Below are 23,034 nucleotides of genomic sequence, written 5' to 3' on the forward strand. Positions count from 1 at the left end.
AAATGCTTCCGCCGTGGCCGTGATCGCACAGAATCTCACAACTATGCTTTGCGTTTAAAAGTGACGAAATTTGCTAAATTAGCGAACAATGCGTTAAGTCGCGACGTTTGCGACAACGACTTTGAGAAACGGATACCTGGAGCCGCACGGGGCGAAGCGAAATATTTCGAAACATTTCAGTCGGTTGGCACTCTCGCACAGTTGCGACCGAGGTCTGCATTCGGTTTGACTTGTCCTCAAACCGAAATGCGACCGGTTGCGAGGGCGTAAATGGCAATCATGGCGCCCGCGGCCGCAACGATGAACACCGGCATTTCGGCCAGCTTGAACACGGGAAGTTTCTGCTCTCGACGCGCCATTAAGAACAGGATGGTACCCGGTCCGTAAATGGCGGCGGAAAGCAGCAGATGAGTGCCACCTGCAGCGGCGATAAGAAAGGAAGTATAGGTGAGTGCTAATGCGGATCGCACGAATTCGCGGTGGCGGCTCGCGGAATCCCCTTCGTACGTTTCGCCAGTCAAGACAAGCTTAAAAGAATAGGCGGCGACGAGAAAATAGGGAATCAGAATCATCGAACTGGTAAGTTCGATAGCCAGGCGAAGCGCGTATTGCGCAAATAGTGACAGGATCAGGAAGACCTGCACCACAATATTGGTCAACCACAGAGCGTTCGACGGCACGCCAGCACTGTTTTCACGCCTCAGAAATCGAGGCATCGTCCCATATTTCGAAGCGGAGAACAGAATTTCAGCGGCAAGCAGAACCCAGGAGAGATAGGCCCCACCAACCGAGATCATCAGCCCGGCGCTGACGAAGAGCGTGCCCCACGGGCCGACGACGGCCGATAGCACGCCGGCCATCGATGGATTGCGCAAATTGGCAAGATCGGCACGAAGCATGACGCCGTAAGAGAGGATGGTCACGAGAACGAGCAGACAAAGCACGCCCGCAAAGCCAAGCAATGTCGCAATTCCGACATCAGAGCGGTTGCGGGCATAGCGAGAATAAACGCTCGCGCCTTCAATGCCGACGAAGACGAATACCGTAACCAGCATGGTCGCGCGGACCTGCCCCGCGACGCTGCCGAAGGTAACGGTTTCACCTCCCCAAAAGTTGAGCGCGAAGATGTCGGCTTGGAAACCGTAAATGACAAATACAATGAAGAGTATGATTGGGATGATTTTGGCGAAGGTGACGATCGTATTGATCAACGCCGCTCCGCGAATTCCACGCAAGATCAGCGCGTGAACGGTCCACAGCAACACTGACGAGGTGGCAATGGCGAAAATCGTATTCCCGTCGCCGAAGATCGGGAAAAAGAGGCCAAGAGTCGACTTGATCAATACAAAGTAGGAAACATTCCCAAGCAGGGCGGCGGACCAGTAGCCAAGCGTGGACAGGAATCCAAGATAGTCGCCGAAACCCGCTTTCGCATAGGCGTAGATGCCGGCGTCCAAATCTGGCTTACGTTGCGACAGGGTCTGAAAGACGAAGGCGAGCATCAACATGCCAAGGCCAGCGATCGCCCAAGCGATCATTGCACCAAATGGCCCCGTCGCACGTCCGAAAGCTTGTGGAAGCGAAAAAATACCAGCGCCGACCATCGACCCTACGCACATCGCCATCAGCGTCCACATCGAGAATTTGCGTTCGGAAGAAGATTTCATGGCTGACGATCCAGGTGGGCCTATTTTCGACGGCACGAACGGCCGTCCATCAGCTCACATTACCTGATCCGCAACGCCCCAGTGATGGCACGGAATCTCGTGCCTATGCTCTCCGTCCACGAAGCAGGTCGACTTTCGATCTGTTGGCACGGTAGCAACAGGTGCCTCTTGTAAGCAAGATTGCGCCAATCGTCGCGACCTAAGGGCGAGAAACCGGCTCGCTGCGACACAGCCCAAAAAACCTCGAAGGCCGGCATCGAAATAGCTTCGATACAAGATCGCACCAACGATTTCTGCGCATTCGACGGAACTGAGTACGTTGTCAGGCGATAGTAAAGCTGTCCCAGCCCGGCTAGATTGTAGTTTATAGTCGATCATGCTAATAGACGATCCGAAATCCGGCGTGAGTGTCGCAAGACGGCCAGACATCCAGTTGAAATGCAGATTTTGGTTGGAGACCTTCGATGTCGAATTCCGCTTTTCAAAGCGCAGCTCGGTCTGCGCGCGTATCATGACAGTTTGCCAGATAGGGACGCAGCAAAAGGCCTTTCAGCCAGCGCGACTTGCGGCTGGACGGAATGCGGTGGAAAACCGCGCTCCCGGACCGGTTACCGCCCCGCAGTCATCAAATCTCTCTTCCTTTGATTTTGTAACGAACGCTGTACCGACGATCCGCCAGTTCGAGGCGTGGCGCGCCAATTTCGCCCCGATCGTTGATCTCGGTTCGACGCGTGACACGACGAGGGGGTTCTTTGGACAGCTGTCCACCTGGGACCTCGGCTGCCTTGTGTTTTCGCATGTCACAACGGATCCCCTGCAATTCAAGAGCACAATACATCACCTCCACTGGGAGCCACTTGACCATTTCGTCCTGTCGGTTTTGCTTTCCGGAGAAACCTGTACCGAAACCACCACCGGCACATTCCGTGGCACTGCCGGGGTCACGCAGGTCCATACGATGGGGCGCAATTTCCACGGCAGTCTGACGGCGAGCGAGATGCTCATCTTGTTCGTCCCGCGGGACTTTTGCCCTCGTTTAACCCGGGCCTTGAGCGCAGCTGAATTCACAACAGTTGAAAGCGGCATGGCGCGGCTATTCCATGACTATATGATCGCGCTGGCCAACCAGCTACCGCTCCTCCAACTAACCGATCTTCCTGCCTTGGTGGAGGCAACGCGCGCAATGATGCTCGCTTGTGTCTCTCCTTCGTCCGGCAACGTTGAGATGGCAAGTCATCCGATTTCAACAACGCTGCTGGATCGAGCGCAGAAAATCATACAATCGAAGCTGTTCGACCCCACCCTGGGACCTCAAACGCTCGAGCGAGAATTGGGGGTTTCGCGTTCGCGACTTTACCGGATGTTTGAGGCTTTTGGCGGAGTTAAGCATTACATCCAGCATAGGCGCCTGCTCGACGCCCATGCAGCTTTAGCGAACCCTAGCGACCAACGCCGGATACTAGATTTGGCCGAGCAGCGCTGCTTCAGTGACGGCACGGAGTTCAGCCGCGCTTTCAAGCGGGAATTCGGCTATAGTCCGACGGATGTGAGGTTCGGAAAGAGGAGCCACTTCCCTTGCCGACACCCCAAAGGGCTTGAGGAAAGCGACCCGGCGAGCCGGCTTGGAACAATGCTGCGCAGACTGCACGGCTGATCCGACCACATGAGCCATTCGATTTATTCGCGGAAGCGACCACGAGGGCGCGGCGGGGCAACGCCATTCGGCGAGCCCCGCATATAAATCGAAGCAGCCCGCCGCCTCGGCGACATCCCAGTCGGCCTCCGAAAACGGCTTGCCGTTGTCGAGAACTTCGAGGCGGGCGATCTCGGCTTGGCGGGCGCGAATGACCGAACCAGTCAGGGATAGGCTGTCGATCCGTCCGGCTTGCGGGTTATTTTCCGCTCCCAGTGAATGTAGTCTTCCGTCTGCAACGCCTTTTCATCGATTTCCAGCCCCCAGCCCGGACGGTCGGGCCGCAATTCCATGTGGCCGTCGACCGGCATATACGGATCGGCCGCCCATGGCGCGTGGATATGGGGCTTGAACTCAAGCACCTTGAAGTTCGGCTGCGCGGCGCAGAAGTGAATGTTGACCGCCGTCGCAAGCGGCCCCATCGGGTTATGCGGCGCGACGGTTACATAGTGGGCCTCAGCGATTGTTGCGATCCGGCGCATTTCCGTTACGCCGCCGACAACGCATATGTCCGGCTGGATGATATCGGCGCCTCGGGCTGAAAGCAGGGTCAGAAATTCGAAACGATTGTAGAGCGATTCCCCGGTGGCCAGCGGGACGGAAACTTTCGACTTCAGCTCAGCCCATGCCGGAATGTGTTCCGGCCGGATCGGCTCTTCGTAGAACAGCGGATCGTTCGGCGCAATCGCCGCCGCAAGCTGAACAGCTTGATAGGGCTCGAAAATTTTCGCATGGGCATCAAATGCGAATTCGAAATGCGACGGCGTAATCTCGCGTATCTTGGCAAACCAGTCACCGGTTTCCTTTACAAGCTCGCCCCAACGGCTGGCATGCAGGTCGCGGCGGAAAGGGCTGAGCTTGAAAGCCGTGTAGCCGTATTTTTCGTTCAGCTCCAGGGTCTGGTCCTGCGCCGTCTGCGGGTCCGGAGCGGTATAGACGCCGCAATAGACGCGCACCCGATCCCGAACGTTGCCGCCAAGCAGCATGTAAACCGGCAGGCCGGCGGCCTTGCCGGCAATGTCCCAGAGCGCGTGATCGATCGCCGAAATGGCCGCAAGCCCGAGGGCGCCCGGCGGAAAACGGCACTGCTGATTGAGTTTCAGCACAAGGAATTCCACTCGGCGGGGGTCCTCTCCTTCAATCTGATGGAAGAGGTAGTCGAAAAGCGGCGGCAGCGCCCAGTCGGGGCCGTGATTGTAGCACTCGCCCCAACCGGAAATGCCTTCGCTCGTTTCGATTTTCAGGAGCAGTCGCGGCCGGTCGTCGACGCGCTGCATGTAGGTCTTGAAGCCGGTGATGTGCATTGACATTCTTCCTCAGGCGGCGCGGTTCTTGCCGCTTACATTGTCGACGATTGCGCGCAGTTCCGCGCGTTCCGCGTCCGTCAGACTTTCAACGCCGGGAAGGCGAACAGGGCCGACATCGGTTCCGAGCATGCCGAGCGCCTCCTTGACGACAGTGACATTGGCGCCGTTCAGATATTTGGTGCGCAGCGCTTCGAAACCGGCGATGTCGTCGATAAGCGCGCGGGCAGCGGCGTAGTCGCCGGCTTCCAACGCCTGATGGATGGCATGCGAACGCTCGGGGAAAACGTTGACGAGCCCCGAGGTAAAGCCGCGAGCACCCATGGCATAGAAGGCCGGTGCCCAGCCCTCGGCGAGGCCGCAGACCCAGATCGCCGGCGCATCCTTCGTCGAGCGGATGACTTCGGCAAGCAGCATCAGATTGCCGGAAGCGAACTTGATACCGGCAATGTTCTGATGCAGGGCAAGCTTCCGGAAATCAGCGACGGAGAATGTATCGCTGCGCACATAGGCAATGACAGGGACGGTCGACGCCTCGGCAAGTTCGAGGAAATATTTCGCCTGGTAGCTCGGCCCGGCAAAGGGATCCATCGGGTGGTGCCCCATGATCGCATCGGTGCCCTCGGCAATCGCGTGACGGGCGAGGGCCTTGGCTTCCGTCAGCGAACGCCCGACAGCGGCGCTGATCAGAGCCTTGCCATCGGCGGCCTTGATCGTTGCGCTGTGAACCGCCTTTACCTCATCCATCGTAAGCGTGAAGAATTCGCCCGTATTGCCGGCGGCCATCAGATTGTGGACCCGGGCGCTGGCGAGGCGCGCAATCAATGCGGAAAGCTTGGCCAGGTCGATGCTGCCGTCCGCCTTGTAGGGGGTCACCGGAACGCCGGAAATGCCCGTCAGGGCCTTGCGAATCTTGTCCATTGCCACGGTCACGTCAAATGTCCTCTTTCTTCCTGAATACGATGTTGAGGTAGGTTTCCCCGGAGCGGACGACGTGATCGCGCATCACCCGCTCAGCCCTGTCGCTATCGTTCGAGACGATGGCGGCAGCGATGGCGGTGTGTTCGGCCAGCGCCTTGTCGCGCTCCTTGTTGTCGGAATGAATGATACGGCGAATGCTCGCGTCGTAGAATTGCTGGCGCTCGATCATGCGAGACAAGTACTGGCAGCGCGAGGCGATGTGGATCTGTTCGTGAAAGGTCTCATTCAGGGCAATGAGGTCATCCGCAACGCCATTGGCTGTGGCCGCCTTCATCGACGCGACCGTATCGCTGAGCTTCCCGGCTTCTTCCTGGGTGATCCGCTTGGCGGCGAGATGGGCGATCATCGATTCCAGCGCGGCGCGTGCCAGGATCATTTCCTCCGCCCACCCGGCGTTGAACCGGATCAGCACCCCACGACGCGGCAGGGTTTCAACCAGTCCTTCGGTCTCGAGCTGCCGGAGTGCCTCCTTGATCGGAGTGGTGGAAACACCAAGCTGCTCGGCGAGCTGGCGCTCGTTCACGCGCTCATCGGCGCGAAAGCGGCCCGACAAGATCGCCGCTCGCAGCGTCTTATGAACATGATCACGAAGGGTCGTCAGGAATCGCGGATCGATCTTTTCGATGCGGTCGTCGCCCGCCCCACCCTCCATCCTATTTTCCATAAGCCGAAAATTCCCCCGTTGACGACAAAATCGTTTTGTGAGATCTGATATACCAGATTTCAGATCGATGTCGATATCAAAATTCGTTCTGATGCGATTGCAGAGATGCTTGGGAGGAAGAAAATGAAGATCCAAAGACGCGGGCTATTGATCTCGTCGGCTCTTGTTGCCGCGAGCCTGATGATGCCACTGGCTGCGGCCGCAGCCACCCCGAAGGACCAGTTGGTCATCGCAACGAACATGTCGTCGATGCGCGGTCTCGATCCTAATGAAATCAACCAGTTGGAAGCAGCAGAAATTGTCGCGAACCTTTATGAGCGGCTGATCGTGCTGCCGGCCAACGACATCACCAAGCCGGCTCCGGGTGTGGCCGAGAGCTGGAACGTCTCGCCGGACGGCAAGACCTTCACATTCAAGATCCGCCCCGGCATCAAGTTTCATTCCGGCAATCCGCTGACGGCGAAGGACGTCGAGTGGTCGCTGCGGCGTCTCGTCAAATTGGGGCTCGCGCCATCCGTCGACCTTCGCCAATGGGGCTTTACCGACAAGAATGTCGACGATCTGATCAAGGCGAGCGACGACAGCACCGTGGTCCTCCAGACGCCCAGCCTCTGGAACCCCAACCTCATCCTCTATTCGCTGGCGAGCTTCTCGACCTCGATCCTGGACAGCAAGTTCCTTGTCGAGCATGAAAAGGACGGCGATATGGGGCGCGAGTTCCTGCAGGCCAACGACGCAGGCTCTGGCCCCTATGCGCTGCGGACCTGGCGCGTCAATGACCTGCTAATCGCCGATGCCAACAAGGATTACTGGCAGGGTGCTCCGAAAATGCGCCGCGTCGTCCTGCGCCACATGCCGGAATCCTCCGGCCAGCGCCTGCAGCTCGAGGCTGGCGACGTCGATGTCGCGACGCGTCTTTCCTCCACCGACCTTGCGGCGGTTGAAGCGGGGGGCAAGGCCGATATTCAGAAGACGCCGGGCTTCGGCTTCTATTATCTCGCCTTGAACCAGAAGGACGAGATTCTGTCCAATCCCAAGGTTCGCGAAGCCTTCCGCTACCTGATCGATTATGACGGCCTCGCCAACACCGTCATGAAATATTACGGCATCAAGCAGCAGACGATCATTCCGGCCGGCCTGCCGGGTGCAAGTGAGGTCAATCCCTACAAGCTCGACATCGAGAAGGCCAAGCAGCTGCTCACTGAAGCCGGCTATCCGAACGGTTTCTCGAAAGTCTATTACGCAACGCCGGTCACCCCGGAATATGAGGTTGCACAGTCGCTGCAGGCCAACGCCGCAAAGGCCGGCGTCAAGCTCGATCTTCAGGGCGGCGACCATATCGGCAAGTTCCGCACGCGTGAATTCGAGATCTTTTCGGCACGATCGGGTGAACGCCTGCCGGATCCTCACGCGATCCTCCAGTCCTATGCGACCAATGCCAACAATTCCGACGATGCCAAGCTTACCGGCCTGAACGCCTGGCGCACCGCCTGGGATGTGCCGAAGGACATTCAGGATATGGTGACTGCTGCCGCCCACGAGACCGACCAGCAGAAGCGGGCCGATCTCTACGCGAAGATCAACAAGGCCTATCTCGAATCGTCTCCGCCGCTGATCACCTCCTTCCTGCGCACCGACGCAAAGGCGGTTCGCAAGGAGGTAAAGGGCTATCTCGGCCATTCGACATGGCTGACGCGCTGGGACACGGTTTCCAAGGGCGAGTGACCTCCTTCCAAGGGAGAATGACGTGAGCATCTCACAAACATCCGGGGCCGCATCGGGCGGCAGAGTAGCCGTGCTCGATGCGGTGAAGAAGGTGGCAACATCCTTCAGCGTCATCCTGACGACGTTGCTCGGCCTGCTAATCATCACCTTCGTCGTCGGCCGCATGGTCCCGGCCGATCCGGTCATTGCTGTCATCGGCGACCAGGCCGACCAGGCGACCTACGAGCGGGTCCACAAGGAGATGGGGCTGGATCAGCCGCTCTATGTCCAGTTCGCGACCTATCTCGGCAATGTCGCTCACCTGAATTTCGGCCAGTCCCATGTGACCAAGAACCCCGTGGCAAGTGACCTTGCCCGGGTTTTCCCGGCGACACTTGAGCTTGCGACGCTCGCAACGATCATCGGCGCCGGCCTCGGCATTCCGCTCGGCATCATCTCTGCCGTTCGCAAGGGAACATGGGTCGATCATCTCGCGCGTGTCGTCGGGCTGCTTGGGCATTCAACGCCGATTTTCTGGCTCGGCACCATTGTTATCCTGGTCTTTTACGCCAAGTTCGGGCTCATCCCCGGCAGCGGCCGACTGGACGTCTATAATGAAGGACTGGTCGAAGGGCCAACCAACTCCATCCTTGTCGATGCGATCATTGCCGGCGAATGGGAGGTTTTCCGGGATGCCTTGCTGCATGTCACAGCCCCTGCCCTGATCCTCGGTTACGCGGCCATGGCCTATCTCAGCCGCATGAGCCGCAGCTTCATGCTGGAACAGCTTCGGCAAGAATATGTGCTGACGGCGAAGGCAAAGGGTCTCGACCAGCGCGCGATCGTCTGGCGTCATGCCTTCCGCAACATCCGGGTGCAGCTTTTGACCATCGTTGCCCTTGCCTATTGTGGCCTGCTGGATGGCACGGTCCTCATCGAGACCGTCTTTGCCTGGCCCGGCCTCGGGCAATATCTGACCTCCGCGCTGTTCTTCGCGGACATGAACGCGATCCTTGGCAGCGTGCTCCTGATCGGCATCATTTCGATCGTCATCAACCTGCTGTCCGACATCGCCTACCGCTTCCTCGATCCGCGCACCCGGTGACATCATGGCGACACGCTATTTCAACGATCTCCACAATTGGCTGATCAACGAGGAATTTTCCTCGACCCGGCAGGCGCGTTTCCACAAGGCCTATGTCCTGTGGCTTAACCTGCTTGCCAATCCGCTGGCTTTTGCCGGCTTTCTGGTCGTGCTCGCGCTGGTGCTCGTCGCTGCCTTCGCGCCGCTCCTTGCCAATCACGACCCTATTGCCCAGGATCTGACGACGGCGCTGAGACCGCCGTCGGCGACCAACTGGTTCGGAACCGACGAGTTCGGCCGCGACGTCTATTCGCGTCTCGTCCATGGCGCACGCACAACGCTCTATATCAGCATTCTGGTGACCATCATCGTTGCGCCGATCGGCTTTGTAATCGGTGCGACTGCCGGCTATCTCGGCGGCTGGATCGATGTCGTGTTGATGCGCATCACCGATATCTTCCTGTCCTTCCCGAGCCTTGTTCTGGCATTGGCCTTTTCTGCAGCCCTCGGGCCAGGCATCGAAAATGCCGTCATCGCCATTGCGCTGACGGTTTGGCCACCGATCGCCCGATTGGCGCGCGCCGAGACGCTGACATTTCGCGCTGCCGACTTCGTCGTCGCCGCGGAACTGCAAGGCGCCGGCATGGGTCGCATCCTGCTCCATCACATCGTGCCGCTCTGTGCTCCCTCGATCATCATTCGACTGACGCTCAACATGTCGAGCGTCATCCTGACGGCGGCCGGCCTCGGCTTTCTCGGTCTCGGCGCCCAGCCGCCGATGCCGGAATGGGGTGCGATGGCAGCGTCAGGCCGGCAATATCTACTCGATGCCTGGTGGCTGACGACGGTTCCCGGCATTGCAATCCTCGTGGTCAGCCTTGCCTTCAATCTTCTGGGCGATGGCCTGCGCGACATCATGGATCCCCGAAATGCCTGATCAATCCCAGCCGATCCTTTCCGTCAAAAACATGTCGGTCCAATTCCCGACCCTTTCGGGCGTCGTGACGGCCGTAAAGAATGTCTCATTCACCGTCGGGCGCGAAAAAGTCGGCATCATCGGCGAATCCGGCTCCGGAAAGAGTACCACCGGACGCGCCATCATGCGGCTGCAGCCGGCCACTGCCAAAGTGGTCGCGGACGAAATGCGCTTCGAGGATGTCGATCTCGTACGCGCCAGCGAGGCCGATATGCGCGCGATCCGTGGGCGGCGCATTTCGATGATCCTGCAGGACCCGAAATATTCGCTCAACCCGGTCATGACGGTCGGCGAGCAGATCGCCGAAACCGTCATTCTGCATGAACGCGTCGGCCGCCGCGAAGCGCGAGAACGCACACTCGCCATGCTGGAGCGGGTCAACATTCGCGATCCCGAGCGCGTCTTCAATCTTTATCCGCATGAAGTCTCCGGCGGCATGGGGCAGCGCATCATGATCTCGATGATGCTGATTTCCTCCCCATCGCTGATCATCGCCGACGAGCCGACCTCGGCGCTCGACGTGACGGTGCGCCAGCAGGTCCTGTCGATCCTCGACGATCTGATCACCGAGCGCAACATCGGCCTGATCTTTATCTCGCACGACCTCAACCTGGTGAAGAGCTTCTGCGATCGGGTGGTCATCATGTATGCCGGACGTATCGTCGAAGAGCTTGAAGCTGCAAAGCTCGAAGAGGCAACCCATCCCTATACGCGAGGTCTCCTGCAGGCGCTGCCGAGCCTCGACCACCCTCGAGACCGCCTTGAGATCTTGAGGCGGGACCCGAGCTGGGCGGAGGCATGAGCATGATGATATCAGTCAAGAATCTTGCCGTTTCCTTCGGCAGCGGCCACTCCGCCAAACAGGTGGTCAAGGATGTCTCCTTCGACGTCGCTCCGGGCGAGACCTTCGGCCTCGTCGGTGAGAGCGGATGCGGCAAATCCACAGTTCTCGGCGCGTTGGCCGGCAGGATTAAAGCGTGGGGTGGCTCGATTGCGCTTGATGGAGAGGCAATCGCCGCCAAGCGCTCAAAATCGCAGCTCGCCAAGCAGCAGATGGTTTTCCAGGACCCTTTCGGCTCGCTTCACCCACGTCACACGATCGGCCGCACGCTTCTCGAACCCCTCGAGATTCATGGCATCGACCGGCGCAGGGAGCGCGTAGAGCAGGCGTTGCGTGATGTCGGCCTGCCCGCATCCTTCTATCATCGTTTTCCGCATCAGCTCTCGGGCGGTCAGCGCCAGCGTGTCGCAATCGCACGCGCCCTGATCCTGAAGCCGCGCGTTCTTCTCCTCGACGAGCCGACATCCGCACTCGATGTGTCCATCCAGGCCGAGATCCTCAATCTGTTGAAGGACCTGCGCGAAAGGGAAAAGCTGACCTACATTCTCGTCAGCCACGATATGGCGGTCATTGCTCACCTCTGCAATCGCGTCGCTGTCATGCAGGGCGGGATGTTCGTGGAAATCGCCTCGAGAGATGCTTTGCTCAGCGGAAATGTTGAGCACTCCTATACCCACACGCTTCTCGACGGCAGCAGGGGCTATCATAAAAAGCGTGTCGATCCTGTCGTGTAGCGAACCGCATCGAGCTCCGTGACTGATCGCCGAGAAATAGACTGCGAGTGCATACAATGGATAGTTGCCTGAAGGGATCAGAGCATCGAACCCGTCGCTCAGCACCTGGCCGCTAAGAGAATGCGAACGTTTACTCGGGGTCGACGTGCGGTGACGTAGGTTCCTCGCCGCTCCTTCATCGCCTCCGACGATACCTCGGCCATCCTGGCTGGAGACTTCAGGCTTTCCCCCGCTGAATGATTTCCAGTCCGCGCAGGTACTTCGCGGTCTCCAGACCAGCCTCCTCGGCCTGAACAAGATTGTCTTCGAGATCGGCCTTCTTTACGGCCCGGGCGATCGGGTTCGCAATGGCGCGCCGGACAAAATCATCGTCGTCTTCACCGACCCGCTTGGTCATCGCATCCACAGCGGCGATGACAGCAGAAGAAAATCCTTCCTGTTTAAGCCGATCCAATGTCCAGCCCGACGCTTTTTCCGGGATGTCGTGCAGGTAGGCTACGATTTGCTCTTCCTCGGTCGCAACCAAGTCGGCGACACGTCGACAATGCTCGACATAAGGATGGCCAGTCTTGTCCATCTGTCCGCCATGTGCCTCCGACGCGACCTGAATGGCGTGTTGAAGATGCTGTTGCGGCTGCACCTGGATCCTCCATCATCGAACGGCCCTGCGTTCTCTTCCTAAACCTCACCGGGCTAGTTACGGTTCCACGACCCAATTTCGAAGCCGTCCATCTGCACGACTTCCGCCAATCGATCCGAAGCCGCCGGAGACGGCGGCCGCCAGCTCTTCGTGGCGAGATATGCCGGAATGGTCGACCAGGGCGCTCCCCAACCCTCGGTCGAGAATACCGTTCGCCAAAGAGGCGATAGCCTCGGCGTCACGCACATCAAGGTGGAAGCCAATGGCTGGATTGCTCGAGGAATCTCGTCGGCCGGGAGGCGGGTACGATTTCGTGCTAATGTGCCCTCCCCACGCACACTTCGACTGGTATAACAAGCAGGGCGAACTCCGCTTGCCCTCCCCGGCCGATCTGCAAGCGCGCAACTGGACGGGCATCTTCTGGCAGGCACGATACGGTCGTCCCGTCCCTCGCCCAAGCTTCCTCGCTGGCGACGATGACAAGGCCATGCCTGCTGGATAGACGCGGATCTGACCTTGTACCAAATCCGCGCTTGTCACTTCCGAGCACTAGCACGGGCGCGATTTCCCCCACCGCGGCATCCAGCTTTCCGGCCTCGGCCCAGTTCAACCCCGCTACTGCGGGTCCATCCGGCATTCCAATCTTCAACCGCACGAGGACTTCCAAAACCGGAGACCAGTCAACCAAATCCTGAGTCGGATCATGGACGTTGATATTCAACCGCTGAAGCGCTCCCGAGGCTCCGAACGCCGCCGCCACTGTCAATAGCATGAGCGTCAAGGATGAGGTTACGATGGCATAGCGAATGGTCGGCCAGGCGCAGCCGCCGCACCGAGCGCCCAGCAATGGGAAGACGAACAACCATCCTGGCATCGGCCAATGCGGAAATCCTGTTCCGCTCCCGAGCGCCTGAAGCGTCGTGTAACCGATCGTCGGAACTGCGAGGGCAAGGCAAAACAACTCTCTTTCCGTTCGCCCCTTGCGAAATGCGTGAAGCAAGGCCCGTATGAGTGGGAGTGCTATCCACGGCCCCAACCAAACGATCTGGCCGAGAATTATGCGAGCCAAGGCCCAAGGGGAAAACTGCCAGGCGCCTCGCCCGGCCTGGAAACGCAATGACGCCCAATCATGCTGACCATTCCAGACCAGCACCGGTAGAACCACAACCAGGCCCGCGAGGCACGCGACGTAAGGACCTCGCCTTGACAACTGGCGCCGCTGCGGCGTTGTCATCACAAAGAATGCGAGGCCGGTCAGTGTGAAGAACGCAGAATATTTCGACAGGCCCGCAAGACCGAGAAGTCCTCCTGCGAGTAACCACCAAGAAATTGAAGGCTCTTCTTCACCCGGACGCGGGAAAAAAATCTTCGCCATGACTTGTGCGCCGCAGGCCAGAAAGAGAAGTAGAGGGCCATCCGGCACGATCCAAGCCCCCGCCGATACCAGAAAGAAGAGCGAAAGGTTGAGGAAAAGGATGGAAAATACCGCCGCGCTGCCGCCGAAGAGGCGCTCGGTCAGGCAGAAAATCGACCACGACGTACCCGAAAACAGCAGGATGGTAGGAACGCGAACCGCCCAGCTTGTTCCGAAAAGGACACCCGCCGCGTGGGTCATCCAATAGTGCAAGGGCGGGTGGTCGAAATACGACAGTGCGAGAAACCGTGCCTGGCCGATCGTATAGCTTTCGTCTATTCCAAAGCCGATCGAATAGGCCCACAACAGTCGCACCAGCGTGAACGCGAGCACGATCGCGACGGCGATGTGCCGCGGCGACATGGGGAGATTCTCGGATGGCCTCGTGCCAGGTAAGGGGCGCTCGACCTGCTTCCCCTCAACGCGATTGCTGCCCGACTTGCCATCGGTTAGATGTGGTAGAATGACCATCGCGCACGCCTCCGACGGCAAGGGAGAAAGTCGATGGTCATCACGTGCGCTCGCGGCTTCTGACAAGGGCTTGCGTCATCACGTTATTCCAGAGACCGCTGACAAAGGCACCCGCAAGACCGGCGGCCCACCAGGGGCTAGCTGCCGCGAACAAAGCCGTCGCGATACCGACATTGACCGCGGCTCCAAGGCTACCTACTGCGGAATATATCGACAATCCTCGGAGCAAGCCTCGGCCTCGCAGCCGTTGATCGCGATAGGTCATCAGGTTATTACCTGAAAAATTGACAATCATGGTGACGACGGTTGCGCTCGCTTGAGCCCACGCGAACTCCGCGCCCGTCGCAAGAACCGCGGCCAGCAGCGCCATGTGCAAGGTCAGGCCAGCGGCGCCGAGGATGACAAGGCAAACCAACCGCAAGGAGATGGCCCCTCTCGTAGCCTTGGCAACAAGCAGCTCCAAGAATTGAAGAGCGACGCGACGATCCATCTTGCTGTGGCCGGCTGAACGGGTCGCGAATCGGTAGGGTAGTTCGGCAATGCGAACATCCGGGCCGGCATTTGACAGGATATCAAAGAGTACCTTGAAACCATGGTTGCTCAACCGGGAGGCCATCGCTTCGACCAGGTCGCGGCGAGTGGCGAAGAAACCGCTCATTGGATCGGTTGTCCTTGCCTGGATTGTATGCTGTGCAACGAAAGTCCCGATCCGTGAAACAGCGCTCCTGAATGGCGAGAGCGCCGTTTCCTGATAAGGCGAGCTATAGCGGGTCGCGATTGCAAAATCATTTCCTTGACGGATGGCGGCGACCAGATCCGGCAGGAGTCGGTGGTCGTGCTGAAGATCGGCGTCCATGACCGCGACTATGTCGGCCTGGGCGGACAACATTCCCTCGATGCACGCCCCAGCCAGCCCACGCCTGCCGACCCGGTGAATGCAGCGTATCCGCGGCTCATCACGCCCTATATCGCGCAACACCTCGACGGTGCGATCGGCTGAATCGTCGTCGACGAATATCACCTCCCAGTTCAGGCCACGGAGGGTAGCGATCAGGTGGCGGACGAGCATGCCGACATTATCCCGCTCGTTAAATGTTGGTATGATGACCGAAACGTCGGGAGCGTGGAGAACTCGCCTCAGTTGGGCTCCACCGCTTTGAAGGAACATCTCCATATGCTGACGCCTTTGTTGGAATTCGACGCGAACGTCCTCGGCGCAGACTGACGGCGCCGAAAGCACTTTCTGATCCAAATCAAGTCCAAGGAGGAAACGCTGAGAGCAGGGCTACTTCGTAGAGGCTGATCAACCGACGGGTCGTTTCTTCTCGTTGCGAACTGCCAACCTGTCCCCGTGTCTCCAACTCGCTCGCGACGCTGAACTTCGACTGCCTGCGTCTCACTTAGTCGTCACTTCGCCCACCGGATTTTCGACCTGTTGGAGCGCTGTTGAGGCTCCCGGGCGCCGGCGTGTACGTTGCTGTGCGCCTGGAAAATTGCACCATGAATCCGCACTCTCATGCGCCGATGTTCAGTCCCATTTTCGCGTAGAGCCAGAGCATCAGCGAGCACACGAGGCTCCATCCGAGCACAACGTCCGACAGGAAATGAGCTCCCAAAACGACACGGTTCAAGGCAACGATCATGGATAGCGGGACAAGCAGCGCGGCGACGTATTTGCGGTATGCGTTCGGCACGAACACCAGCACGGACAGAAACGCGGCTGCCGATGCTGCTTCCCCGGATGGGAACGAACAATTGCGCTCGCACATCGACGCGACTTGCCATGCCGGCGTGAACTCCATCGTCCCACCAAACTCGATCACATCTTGGGGTCTCGCCCGGGCGAAGAAGTCCTTGAACAGGTGAACCATGATTGCCGACCCCAGGACGTAGCTCAACAAAACGAACAGGGCCTGCCTTGTCATCAAACGCGCTGAACGCTTGAGAGGTCTCGCCATCATCAGGACGACCATCATGGGCACGACAATGCAGGGAAGCACGCGGTTCGCGTCGCGGATCAACAGCAGCAGTGGATTGTCTGAAAGATAAAAGTGCGTCCCGAAGATGAAGAACCGCGAAACGCGCATGTCAGTCTGCGGAAACATGACGAACACCATGCTGGACAAGATGATCACGATTCCAGGTGCAGCCAGCGGATGCGAGGAGACGTACCGGGTTAGAGGATCCGATCGCCGGCTAGTTGATGCGTCAAGGGGCACCTCTGAGGGAGCTTTTTGAAAGGGACGCCGATTAACGTCGTTCGACGCTGAACATGAAGTTTGCACGAGGACCATCCGCTTAGGAGAAATGGTTGTTTGGCAGATTTTGATTGGGGGTTGCCTGATCTGGCAGGTTGGCGCTGAGCGTGCGCGTGCTTGAACAGGCGGGCTCTTGGCCACCTCTGTTCCTAGAATCGATAACCAAGGACCAGCATGGACTTCGGCTGGACCTTTTGTTTCACGAGAGGGCTGTCTGCGGCGTCTCCGACCAGGAATCCGACGTCCTGTTCAGCGCGGACCATCCAGTTTTCATGGAACATGTAAGTCGCCGACACCGAGAGATCGATGTTCTTCACGCCCGAACCCGGCTTGTATGCATCATATCCTGAACGCGCGGCCTGAGCCGCGGTGACGCCGAAATAGGATTCCATATAGTTCTTGTCGGCAAAGGTGGCGGACGCACCCGCGCCAAGGATCAGCTTTTCATTGACTGGTCGCGTAACCTCGACCCCGACTGTGCCCAGGAGACCGTCGCTGCCACCAATGGTCTTGTCGACGGAGACAAAAAACTCGGCCGGTCCGTAGCTCCAAGTCGCCTTGCCGCCGACTGTCACGCCACCATCGATGTCACCCATCCCGCGCAGATCGTCCGAATCGTCTTCGTTTCGACCGAAGTCGTAGCCGACCTTCACATCGAACTGGAACGGACCCCGTTCATAGGCCGTCAGCTCGACGCCGGTCGGATCGATGGTCAACCGATCGAAGAAGGTCGCCGAGACGAACGGAAGCGGCGAAATTTCCATTTCATCGCTTCCCTCATATTTTGGCTGGAACATCACGCCGGCGCCTACCATGACCTCCCAGTCGTGAAGCTTCTGGCGCACCGGGCCAAAGCGCTCCGGATCGGGCATGGGCGGTATGGCAGCTTGATCGGAGCTCTGTGATGGATCGGCAGCTTGGACAAGCGACGGCATGAGCGCAATAGCGACGGCAATGGGAAGTGATCCGCGCGCTGCGGACTTTGAAAAGAACTTGCGAAACATGAAATCTCCGGTCCTTGCCTTCACACATTCACCCCTTCCGGGGCTAAATCTGAAAGGCGGTTTCAATGCCCCTCTTGTGCCACGGTGCGGACCGCCAGAATGTTTGATCGTGTGAAGTTATGTTTCGGGCCGGCCCGAAACAGGCGAGATCTGAAACAAATTTTAATATTCCCGCAGCCAAAAAACATGCGCCGCCATGCTATTCACAATGGCAAATCGTCATGTGGATGGTGAAGGGAGCCAGAGCTTGTCGGACGCCTCTCGAATTCTGATTGTCGAGGACGACACATTGATCGCCGACATGCTGCGCGATAGCCTTAACGAAAATGGAATGATCGCGGAGATCGCCCCGGACGGCGTTGCAATGGATGTGCGCATGCGGGCATCCAATTTCGACCTGGTGATCCTTGATGTCATGTTGCCCGGCGAAAGCGGCCTCAGTCTGTGCCGGCGGCTACGGGTTACGACGAACATCCCCATCCTCATGCTGACGGCAGCCGATGCGGAAATTGACAGGATCGTCGGCCTCGAGATCGGCGCCGATGACTATGTCACGAAACCATTCAGCTTGCGGGAGCTCATCGCGCGAGTGCGCAGCCTGCTGCGGCGCGCCGCCTTGCCTCCGCCAAAGGAGCCCAGACAAAGGCAACTGCGTTTTGACGGATGGTTCGTGGATCCCATTCGACGACAGCTCTACGATCCAACCAACGCGCGCGTCGGCTTGACGACGCATGAGTTCGATATCCTGCTTGCCTTTTGCCGGAACCCGGGCCGCGTTCTGACGCGAGAGGAACTCTTAGGGGTCACCCATGCAGGTTTGGCCGGTCCAATAGAGCGCAGCATCGATGTGCACATCAGCCGACTGAGGCAAAAGATCGAGCATGATGTCCGCGACCCCGTTGTTATCAAGACCGTACGTCTCGGCGGCTACATGTTCACAGCGAATGTCGAGGAACTATGAGGCTGAAGCGTTTCCTCCCCACCACGATAAGAGGCCAGATCACCCTGATCATCGTTGTGGCGCTGATCCTCGTCAGCGTCGTCGGCAGAGTGTTGGAACAGTGGGCAAGGAATGCCGCGCCCGACATAGAAGATATCGTCATGCGCGTTGACACGATGGCGGAACTCCTGAAATCGTCCACACCGGGCGCACGCGAAATAATCCTCTCGTCATCGCGTGCTGCCGGCTGGCATTTCTCGCTGCAACCCTTTTCGGTCAGCGAGGCCTTCACCGGACCGTCGGAACCTGAAGGCGCGCTGGCCATGGCAATCGACTGGCTCTTTCCAACCGATCACATCCGCCCACCCGTGGGAGGCTGGCGTACCTTCTGGAACGGGGAGAGAGTGATTGCATCAAAGGTCGACGACGCCACGCTCCTTATCCTTTCCGGCTTTCCCGACACGATCCTGAACAGTTCGATCCTGAACGAGGGCCCATATTATTCCGTCGCCATTGTCGTCCTGATCGCGTTCTTTTTTATATTCGCCATTCGCGTCATAACCGAGCCAATCAAGCGGATCTCCGAAGCGGCCACCCATTCGGACATCGCAAACAGCACGGAGATCTTCGAAGAACGTGGACCTGTCGAGATCGTTGCGCTCGCCCATGCTCTCAACGCGATGCGAAGCCGGATACGGGTGATGGTCGAATCAAGGACACGCATGCTGCGGGGCATCGGCCATGATCTTCGAACCCCGTTGACCCGGTTACGGCTTCGCGCCGATCGCATGGAGGACGGACCGGTGCGCGAGGGACTGTTGTCTGATGTCATGCGCATCGACAGCCTCTTGAACGAAGTTCTGAAATATCTCAGGGACGACTACGCGACCGAACCAATACAACGTGCTGATGTCGCCAGCCTGCTGCAAACCGTTTGCGCGGAGTTCAGTGATGTCGGCTTCCCGGTCCGGTTCGAAGGGCCAAATCGGATGATTACTGATTGCAAACCACTTGCCATCATGCGCGCGGTAACGAACCTCTGCGACAACAGCGTCAAGTTCGCGACCGAGGTCATTGTCGGTCTACGAGATGGCAAAGGGGGCTGCGAAATCTCTGTCACCGATAACGGACCTGGAATTCCAGACCATTTGAGAACGCGGGTTTTTGAGCCGTTCTTCAAGGGAGACGATGCGCGGACGCAGGGGCAGGAAGGTTTCGGGCTCGGACTTTCAATTGTCGCCGATATCGTGCACGCCCATCGCGGCACCGTCTCCCTCGCAGACAACGCGCCGAGCGGGCTCATTTTTCAGATTCTGATCCCAAGCCATGTCGATACAAAGGCCCCGAGCGAGGCGAAGAGGCCCTCGCTTGATCTGAAATAGAAACACAGCCGCCTTGGTTGGAGTGGAAGGGGTGTCCTGTGGAACAGAATTCTGCCCGTTCTTTCACCTATGAGGCCTTCCCAATTCTGATCAGCACGGCGGCGCGTGTTTTTACCTGCTTGAACATTAAGATTTGTTGCAGATCTCGCCTGTTTCGGGCCGGCCCGAAACAAAACTTCACACGATCAAACATTCTGGCGGTCCGCGCCGTGGCACAAAAGGGGCATTGAAACCGCCTTTCAGATTTCGCTCCGGACGGACAAATGTGTGAAGGCAAGGACCGGAGATTTCATGTTTCGCAAGCCCCTTTAAAGTCCGCAGCCCGGAACACTTCCAATCACACTGGTTTTCGCGCACGCGCCAAGGCGATGTTGAATTATGGACCAGCCGCGTTTTCCTCTCCCTCGGCAAGACCATTGGCGTCACCGCGGCTCGGTCGCACGTTCCGGGTACGGGCGTGAAAAGCATCGATCTCTCAGCGACGCCGCCGACAGACCTCTCGTGAAGCAAAAGGTACAGCCGAAGTCGATGCTGGTTCTGGGTTATCGCTTCTCGGAACAGGGCCAGCCAAGAGCCACCCTGTTGAGCACGGGGCCCGCATTGCGCCAGCCTGCCAATCGCGAAATCCGCCCCCATACTGCGTAATACAAACATCGGAGCAGACACTGATATGACGCTACTCGCAAAGCCCCTAGAGCAACTTGGAATGGGACGTCGCAGCCTTCTAAGTGGCGCGGCTGTACTTGGTGTTGGTGTCGGACTGTCCGCGCCCGCCATTGTCTCCCGCGCCGCCGCCAGCGAGATTTTGGACATCTCTTCGCGAGACAGGGACCTGCCATTTATCGGGACCGAAGAGACCTTTTCTACCCATGAGCTGATGGTGCTGAACGACAGGCTGTTCCTCGAGGACACTGGACTTGCCGAAATAGGCCCGCGCCGCATCGGCGCGATGGATGAGGCGGGGATCAACATTCAAATCCTTTCCGCACATACGCCGGGTGTGCAGAATGTCCCAGGTCAAGAGGGCATCGATTTTGCGTATCGTCTGAACAAGATGATTGTCGATGGACCGATGGCGACCTATCCGGGACGATTCCGAGCATTTGCGACTTTGCCGCTGCAGAGTCCGGAGGCTTCAGCGGACGAGCTGGAACGCGCAGTTCGGAAAGATGGCTTCTTGGGATGCTTGACCAACGGAATCATCGGGAAAAAATTCCTCGATCATCCCGATTTTGAGCCAGTGCTGGCGCGTGCCGAAGCCCTTGATGTGCCGATATATATCCATCCTGGCCTGCCACCTGACGAAGTTTTCCAAATCTACTACAGCAATATGCGGCCGGAATATCAGGCGAAGTTCCAGGATCAGGTTCTCAGTATCTCAGCATATGGATGGCACCAGGAAGTCGTTACGCAATGCCTCCGAATGATCACATCTGGGGTATTCGACAGATTTCCCAAACTACAGATCATTGTCGGCCATATGGGAGAGGGCCTTCCGTTCTTCTATAAACGCATCGTGGAAAAGATGGGTGAAGTGACCGAAGGCACTTTGGATAGGCCCTTCGAGCAATACTTCCATGACAATTTCTGGTTCACGACCAGCGCATTCTTTCAAGATGAGCTGCTCGATCTTTTGCTGAAGTACATCAGTGTGGATCGAGTGATGTTTGCAACCGACTACCCATTTGCAAACATGAAGGAAGGAACCGACTGGTTTAGGGCTGTGGATCTGCCACGCGAGACTAAGGAAAAAATCGCATTCCGAAATGCAGAGAAACTTTTCGGAATAACAGTCTGACGCATCCGATCGAAGATTCTGATTGGATTTCCAACCGCTTCGCCTGAGACCAAGCTCTCTCAATCCTGCCCATTCTGCGCACCACGAAGGAGCCACCCGTGGTTACAAAATCGATTCAATTTTGTCGCATTGCACTCTTTGCGCTCGTTGCTGTTCCCACTGGATGCGCGAGCACCGATCCGATCGCGTATCAGGGCATCGCATCTTCCAAGCAACTATCGTTCAATACGCAAAACAAGGACGGGAGAATACCACTCATTTACTCCCATGGGACCGTCGATTTTCGGGCGTACTCAGCTATAATCGTTGAGCCTGTGGAGATCTATCGAAACCGCGATCATCAATTTGGCAGCATTGCCGAGAAGGACAAGGTCGAACTTGCATCCTACATGCAGCGGTCATTCGAAAGCCGTCTTAGGCGAAAATACGCACTTACAAAGTTCCCAGGTCCCGGCACGCTTAGGCTCAAACTTGAACTGACTGGCGCAAAGGCCAACGCCGTCGTGATCTCTACCGTGGCAAAATTGATGCCGGTGGGTCTGGCTGTGAACGGGCTCCAGGCCGCACGTGGAAAAGAAGGAACTCTCAGCGGTTCAATCAATTATTCCGTTGAGGTCTACGACAGCGCGACGAACGACCTACTCCTGGCTTATGTCTCCAAGCAGTATCCGAGCGCGTTAGACCTCAGCGCTAGCCTTGGCCCCCTCGGCGCGTCAAAGGTTGGAATAGACAAGGGCGCCGAGGCCCTTCTCTCCAAGCTACAGCCGAACATACCCATCGCGGCTCGCTGAGACATCATGGAGCGACGGCTGCTCGCGATCGGCACGCTGCCTTTGCTCCCGTGAACAAAGTGCCGACGGCTATGATACGAACCGGCGCGGCGTGTGCCGCATCGTGACAGGCCGGTCCCGGTGATTGAGGCGCACGCGATCGAGGAAACCACCTCTGTCGAATATCGATTGCGGCTGGTTTTCCGCCCTTTCGACATTTGGCAAGACAAACGCCTGAATATTGACGATCGGCAGATTACAGAGCGCCCGGACTTCACCGATCTTGGCAGTCACCGTGACGATGACCGCGAATTCTAGCCGTTCAAGCGCCAATTCAAGCTCGGACAGGTTCCGCGCCCTGTTGGCCTCGAAACCGCCGGTCCGCAGGATCTCTGCTGCAAGATCCAGGCCGCGTTGATCCGATATATAGACAAGAACGGGAGAGAAGATGGCTTGGTCTGTCATCAGTTGCTGTCCTCATGTGAAGTTCAGCCACATTAGGAATTCGGGTACGAAACTGGATGTTGTTATATTAAGATTTGTGTCGATGGAGTGTGAACCTCATAAATCTTTGCGAGTATCCGCCCTCTCCTCGGCAGGTCCATCCGTGTACAAGGAAAACGCTTTTTGCTCGCGGCGCTGCTGCTCGACTGACCGGGCGTCGCAAAGCATGGATCCTCGCCCTGACGGCTACTGGAGTTGTCGGAGA

General features: G+C 58.0%; 20 protein-coding genes and 1 pseudogene. 10 read left to right on the top strand and 11 right to left on the bottom strand.

Annotation, left to right across the window (positions count from 1 at the left end; genetic code table 11):
* Positions 1–236 precede the first annotated feature (236 nt).
* On the bottom strand, positions 237–1,667 hold the full coding sequence (locus FHT93_RS18845; protein WP_183848875.1) for a basic amino acid/polyamine antiporter: 1,431 nt from the start codon (positions 1,665–1,667) through the stop codon (positions 237–239).
* 451 nt (positions 1,668–2,118) lie between these two features.
* On the opposite strand from FHT93_RS18845, the gene FHT93_RS18850 reads away from it, so the two are divergent.
* A complete protein-coding gene (locus tag FHT93_RS18850; RefSeq protein WP_246781634.1) occupies positions 2,119–3,321 on the top strand; it encodes a helix-turn-helix domain-containing protein in 1,203 nt (400 codons plus the stop codon).
* A gap of 66 nt (positions 3,322–3,387) precedes the next feature.
* Here the strand turns inward: FHT93_RS18850 and FHT93_RS18855 are convergent.
* From FHT93_RS18855 to FHT93_RS18870, 4 genes and pseudogenes are all read right to left on the bottom strand, one after another.
* A pseudogene (locus FHT93_RS18855) lies at positions 3,388–3,513 on the bottom strand (aldehyde dehydrogenase family protein); the annotation flags it as partial.
* 11 nt (positions 3,514–3,524) lie between these two features.
* On the bottom strand, positions 3,525–4,664 hold the full coding sequence (locus FHT93_RS18860; protein ID WP_183848877.1) for a mandelate racemase/muconate lactonizing enzyme family protein: 1,140 nt from the start codon (positions 4,662–4,664) through the stop codon (positions 3,525–3,527).
* Between the two features lie 12 nt (positions 4,665–4,676).
* Positions 4,677–5,585: a dihydrodipicolinate synthase family protein gene (locus FHT93_RS18865; protein WP_113206512.1), complete on the bottom strand. Its 909-nt coding sequence runs from the start codon at positions 5,583–5,585 to the stop codon at positions 4,677–4,679.
* A gap of 13 nt (positions 5,586–5,598) precedes the next feature.
* Positions 5,599–6,297 (bottom strand): GntR family transcriptional regulator, encoded by a 699-nt coding sequence (locus tag FHT93_RS18870; RefSeq protein WP_183848944.1) that lies wholly within the window; start codon positions 6,295–6,297, stop codon positions 5,599–5,601.
* Positions 6,298–6,432: 135 nt separating this feature from the next.
* Here FHT93_RS18870 and FHT93_RS18875 point away from each other — a divergent pair, with 135 nt between their 5' ends.
* Genes FHT93_RS18875 through FHT93_RS18895 form a run of 5 tightly spaced genes read left to right on the top strand, consistent with a single transcriptional unit; the run spans position 6,433 to position 11,648 of the window.
* Complete coding sequence (locus FHT93_RS18875; protein ID WP_113117560.1) at positions 6,433–8,034, top strand: ABC transporter substrate-binding protein; 1,602 nt, start codon at positions 6,433–6,435, stop codon at positions 8,032–8,034.
* 22 nt (positions 8,035–8,056) lie between these two features.
* Positions 8,057–9,118, top strand: coding sequence for an ABC transporter permease (locus tag FHT93_RS18880; RefSeq protein ID WP_183848879.1), 1,062 nt, complete (start codon positions 8,057–8,059; stop codon positions 9,116–9,118).
* A gap of 4 nt (positions 9,119–9,122) precedes the next feature.
* The gene (locus FHT93_RS18885; RefSeq protein WP_183848881.1) at positions 9,123–10,034 is read left to right on the top strand and encodes an ABC transporter permease; all 912 of its coding nucleotides are present in this window, start codon (positions 9,123–9,125) and stop codon (positions 10,032–10,034) included.
* Positions 10,027–10,875, top strand: a complete 849-nt coding sequence (locus tag FHT93_RS18890) for an ABC transporter ATP-binding protein (protein WP_183848883.1) — start codon at positions 10,027–10,029, stop codon at positions 10,873–10,875. The genes FHT93_RS18885 and FHT93_RS18890 overlap by 8 nt, the downstream gene beginning before the upstream one ends.
* 2 nt (positions 10,876–10,877) lie before the next feature.
* A complete protein-coding gene (locus tag FHT93_RS18895) occupies positions 10,878–11,648 on the top strand; it encodes an ABC transporter ATP-binding protein (protein WP_112970554.1) in 771 nt (256 codons plus the stop codon).
* A 217-nt stretch (positions 11,649–11,865) separates the two neighbouring features.
* Here the strand turns inward: FHT93_RS18895 and FHT93_RS18900 are convergent, their stop codons facing one another.
* The 5 genes from FHT93_RS18900 to FHT93_RS18920 form a co-directional block, all read right to left on the bottom strand.
* Entirely contained in the window at positions 11,866–12,288 is a 423-nt protein-coding gene (locus tag FHT93_RS18900) for an HD domain-containing protein (RefSeq protein ID WP_112970555.1), read from the bottom strand.
* 316 nt (positions 12,289–12,604) lie between these two features.
* Complete coding sequence (locus FHT93_RS18905; RefSeq protein ID WP_113015073.1) at positions 12,605–14,173, bottom strand: glycosyltransferase family 39 protein; 1,569 nt, start codon at positions 14,171–14,173, stop codon at positions 12,605–12,607.
* 40 nt (positions 14,174–14,213) lie between these two features.
* The gene (locus tag FHT93_RS18910; RefSeq protein WP_246781635.1) at positions 14,214–15,425 is read right to left on the bottom strand and encodes a glycosyltransferase; all 1,212 of its coding nucleotides are present in this window, start codon (positions 15,423–15,425) and stop codon (positions 14,214–14,216) included.
* 262 nt (positions 15,426–15,687) lie between these two features.
* Positions 15,688–16,290 (bottom strand): phosphatase PAP2 family protein, encoded by a 603-nt coding sequence (locus tag FHT93_RS18915; RefSeq protein ID WP_246781645.1) that lies wholly within the window; start codon positions 16,288–16,290, stop codon positions 15,688–15,690.
* Between the two features lie 290 nt (positions 16,291–16,580).
* Positions 16,581–17,435 (bottom strand): MipA/OmpV family protein, encoded by an 855-nt coding sequence (locus FHT93_RS18920; RefSeq protein WP_113015071.1) that lies wholly within the window; start codon positions 17,433–17,435, stop codon positions 16,581–16,583.
* A gap of 208 nt (positions 17,436–17,643) precedes the next feature.
* Between FHT93_RS18920 and FHT93_RS18925 the strand changes: the two genes are divergently transcribed.
* From FHT93_RS18925 to FHT93_RS18940, 4 genes are all read left to right on the top strand, one after another.
* Positions 17,644–18,396 (top strand): response regulator transcription factor, encoded by a 753-nt coding sequence (locus FHT93_RS18925; protein ID WP_113015070.1) that lies wholly within the window; start codon positions 17,644–17,646, stop codon positions 18,394–18,396.
* Entirely contained in the window at positions 18,393–19,757 is a 1,365-nt protein-coding gene (locus FHT93_RS18930) for an ATP-binding protein (RefSeq protein WP_112542692.1), read from the top strand. The genes FHT93_RS18925 and FHT93_RS18930 overlap by 4 nt, the downstream gene beginning before the upstream one ends.
* 670 nt (positions 19,758–20,427) lie before the next feature.
* Positions 20,428–21,555, top strand: a complete 1,128-nt coding sequence (locus FHT93_RS18935) for an amidohydrolase family protein (protein WP_113015069.1) — start codon at positions 20,428–20,430, stop codon at positions 21,553–21,555.
* Positions 21,556–21,653: 98 nt separating this feature from the next.
* Positions 21,654–22,346, top strand: coding sequence for a DUF3313 domain-containing protein (locus FHT93_RS18940; protein WP_348649777.1), 693 nt, complete (start codon positions 21,654–21,656; stop codon positions 22,344–22,346).
* A gap of 69 nt (positions 22,347–22,415) precedes the next feature.
* Here the strand turns inward: FHT93_RS18940 and FHT93_RS18945 are convergent, their stop codons facing one another.
* A complete protein-coding gene (locus tag FHT93_RS18945; protein WP_183848885.1) occupies positions 22,416–22,790 on the bottom strand; it encodes a hypothetical protein in 375 nt (124 codons plus the stop codon).
* Positions 22,791–23,034 lie beyond the last annotated feature (244 nt).

Origin of the sequence: Rhizobium sp. BK379 (assembly GCF_014193955.1) — a bacterium.
In the GTDB taxonomy this organism is placed as follows: Bacteria; Pseudomonadota; Alphaproteobacteria; order Rhizobiales; family Rhizobiaceae; genus Rhizobium.

Excerpts from the sequence above, each read along its gene's own strand:
- FHT93_RS18845 (WP_183848875.1), bottom strand. The coding sequence starts at position 1,667 with ATGAAATCTTCTTCCGAACGCAAATTCTCGATGTGGACGCTGATGGCG.
- FHT93_RS18860 (WP_183848877.1), bottom strand. The coding sequence starts at position 4,664 with ATGCACATCACCGGCTTCAAGACCTACATGCAGCGCGTCGACGACCGG.
- FHT93_RS18865 (WP_113206512.1), bottom strand. The coding sequence starts at position 5,585 with ATGGACAAGATTCGCAAGGCCCTGACGGGCATTTCCGGCGTTCCGGTG.
- FHT93_RS18870 (WP_183848944.1), bottom strand. The coding sequence starts at position 6,297 with ATGGAGGGTGGGGCGGGCGACGACCGCATCGAAAAGATCGATCCGCGA.
- FHT93_RS18875 (WP_113117560.1), top strand. The coding sequence starts at position 6,433 with ATGAAGATCCAAAGACGCGGGCTATTGATCTCGTCGGCTCTTGTTGCC.
- FHT93_RS18885 (WP_183848881.1), top strand. The coding sequence starts at position 9,123 with ATGGCGACACGCTATTTCAACGATCTCCACAATTGGCTGATCAACGAG.
- FHT93_RS18890 (WP_183848883.1), top strand. The coding sequence starts at position 10,027 with ATGCCTGATCAATCCCAGCCGATCCTTTCCGTCAAAAACATGTCGGTC.
- FHT93_RS18895 (WP_112970554.1), top strand. The coding sequence starts at position 10,878 with ATGATGATATCAGTCAAGAATCTTGCCGTTTCCTTCGGCAGCGGCCAC.
- FHT93_RS18905 (WP_113015073.1), bottom strand. The coding sequence starts at position 14,173 with ATGGTCATTCTACCACATCTAACCGATGGCAAGTCGGGCAGCAATCGC.
- FHT93_RS18915 (WP_246781645.1), bottom strand. The coding sequence starts at position 16,290 with ATGGTGTTCGTCATGTTTCCGCAGACTGACATGCGCGTTTCGCGGTTC.
- FHT93_RS18920 (WP_113015071.1), bottom strand. The coding sequence starts at position 17,435 with ATGTTTCGCAAGTTCTTTTCAAAGTCCGCAGCGCGCGGATCACTTCCC.
- FHT93_RS18925 (WP_113015070.1), top strand. The coding sequence starts at position 17,644 with ATGGCAAATCGTCATGTGGATGGTGAAGGGAGCCAGAGCTTGTCGGAC.
- FHT93_RS18930 (WP_112542692.1), top strand. The coding sequence starts at position 18,393 with ATGAGGCTGAAGCGTTTCCTCCCCACCACGATAAGAGGCCAGATCACC.
- FHT93_RS18935 (WP_113015069.1), top strand. The coding sequence starts at position 20,428 with ATGACGCTACTCGCAAAGCCCCTAGAGCAACTTGGAATGGGACGTCGC.
- FHT93_RS18945 (WP_183848885.1), bottom strand. The coding sequence starts at position 22,790 with ATGACAGACCAAGCCATCTTCTCTCCCGTTCTTGTCTATATATCGGAT.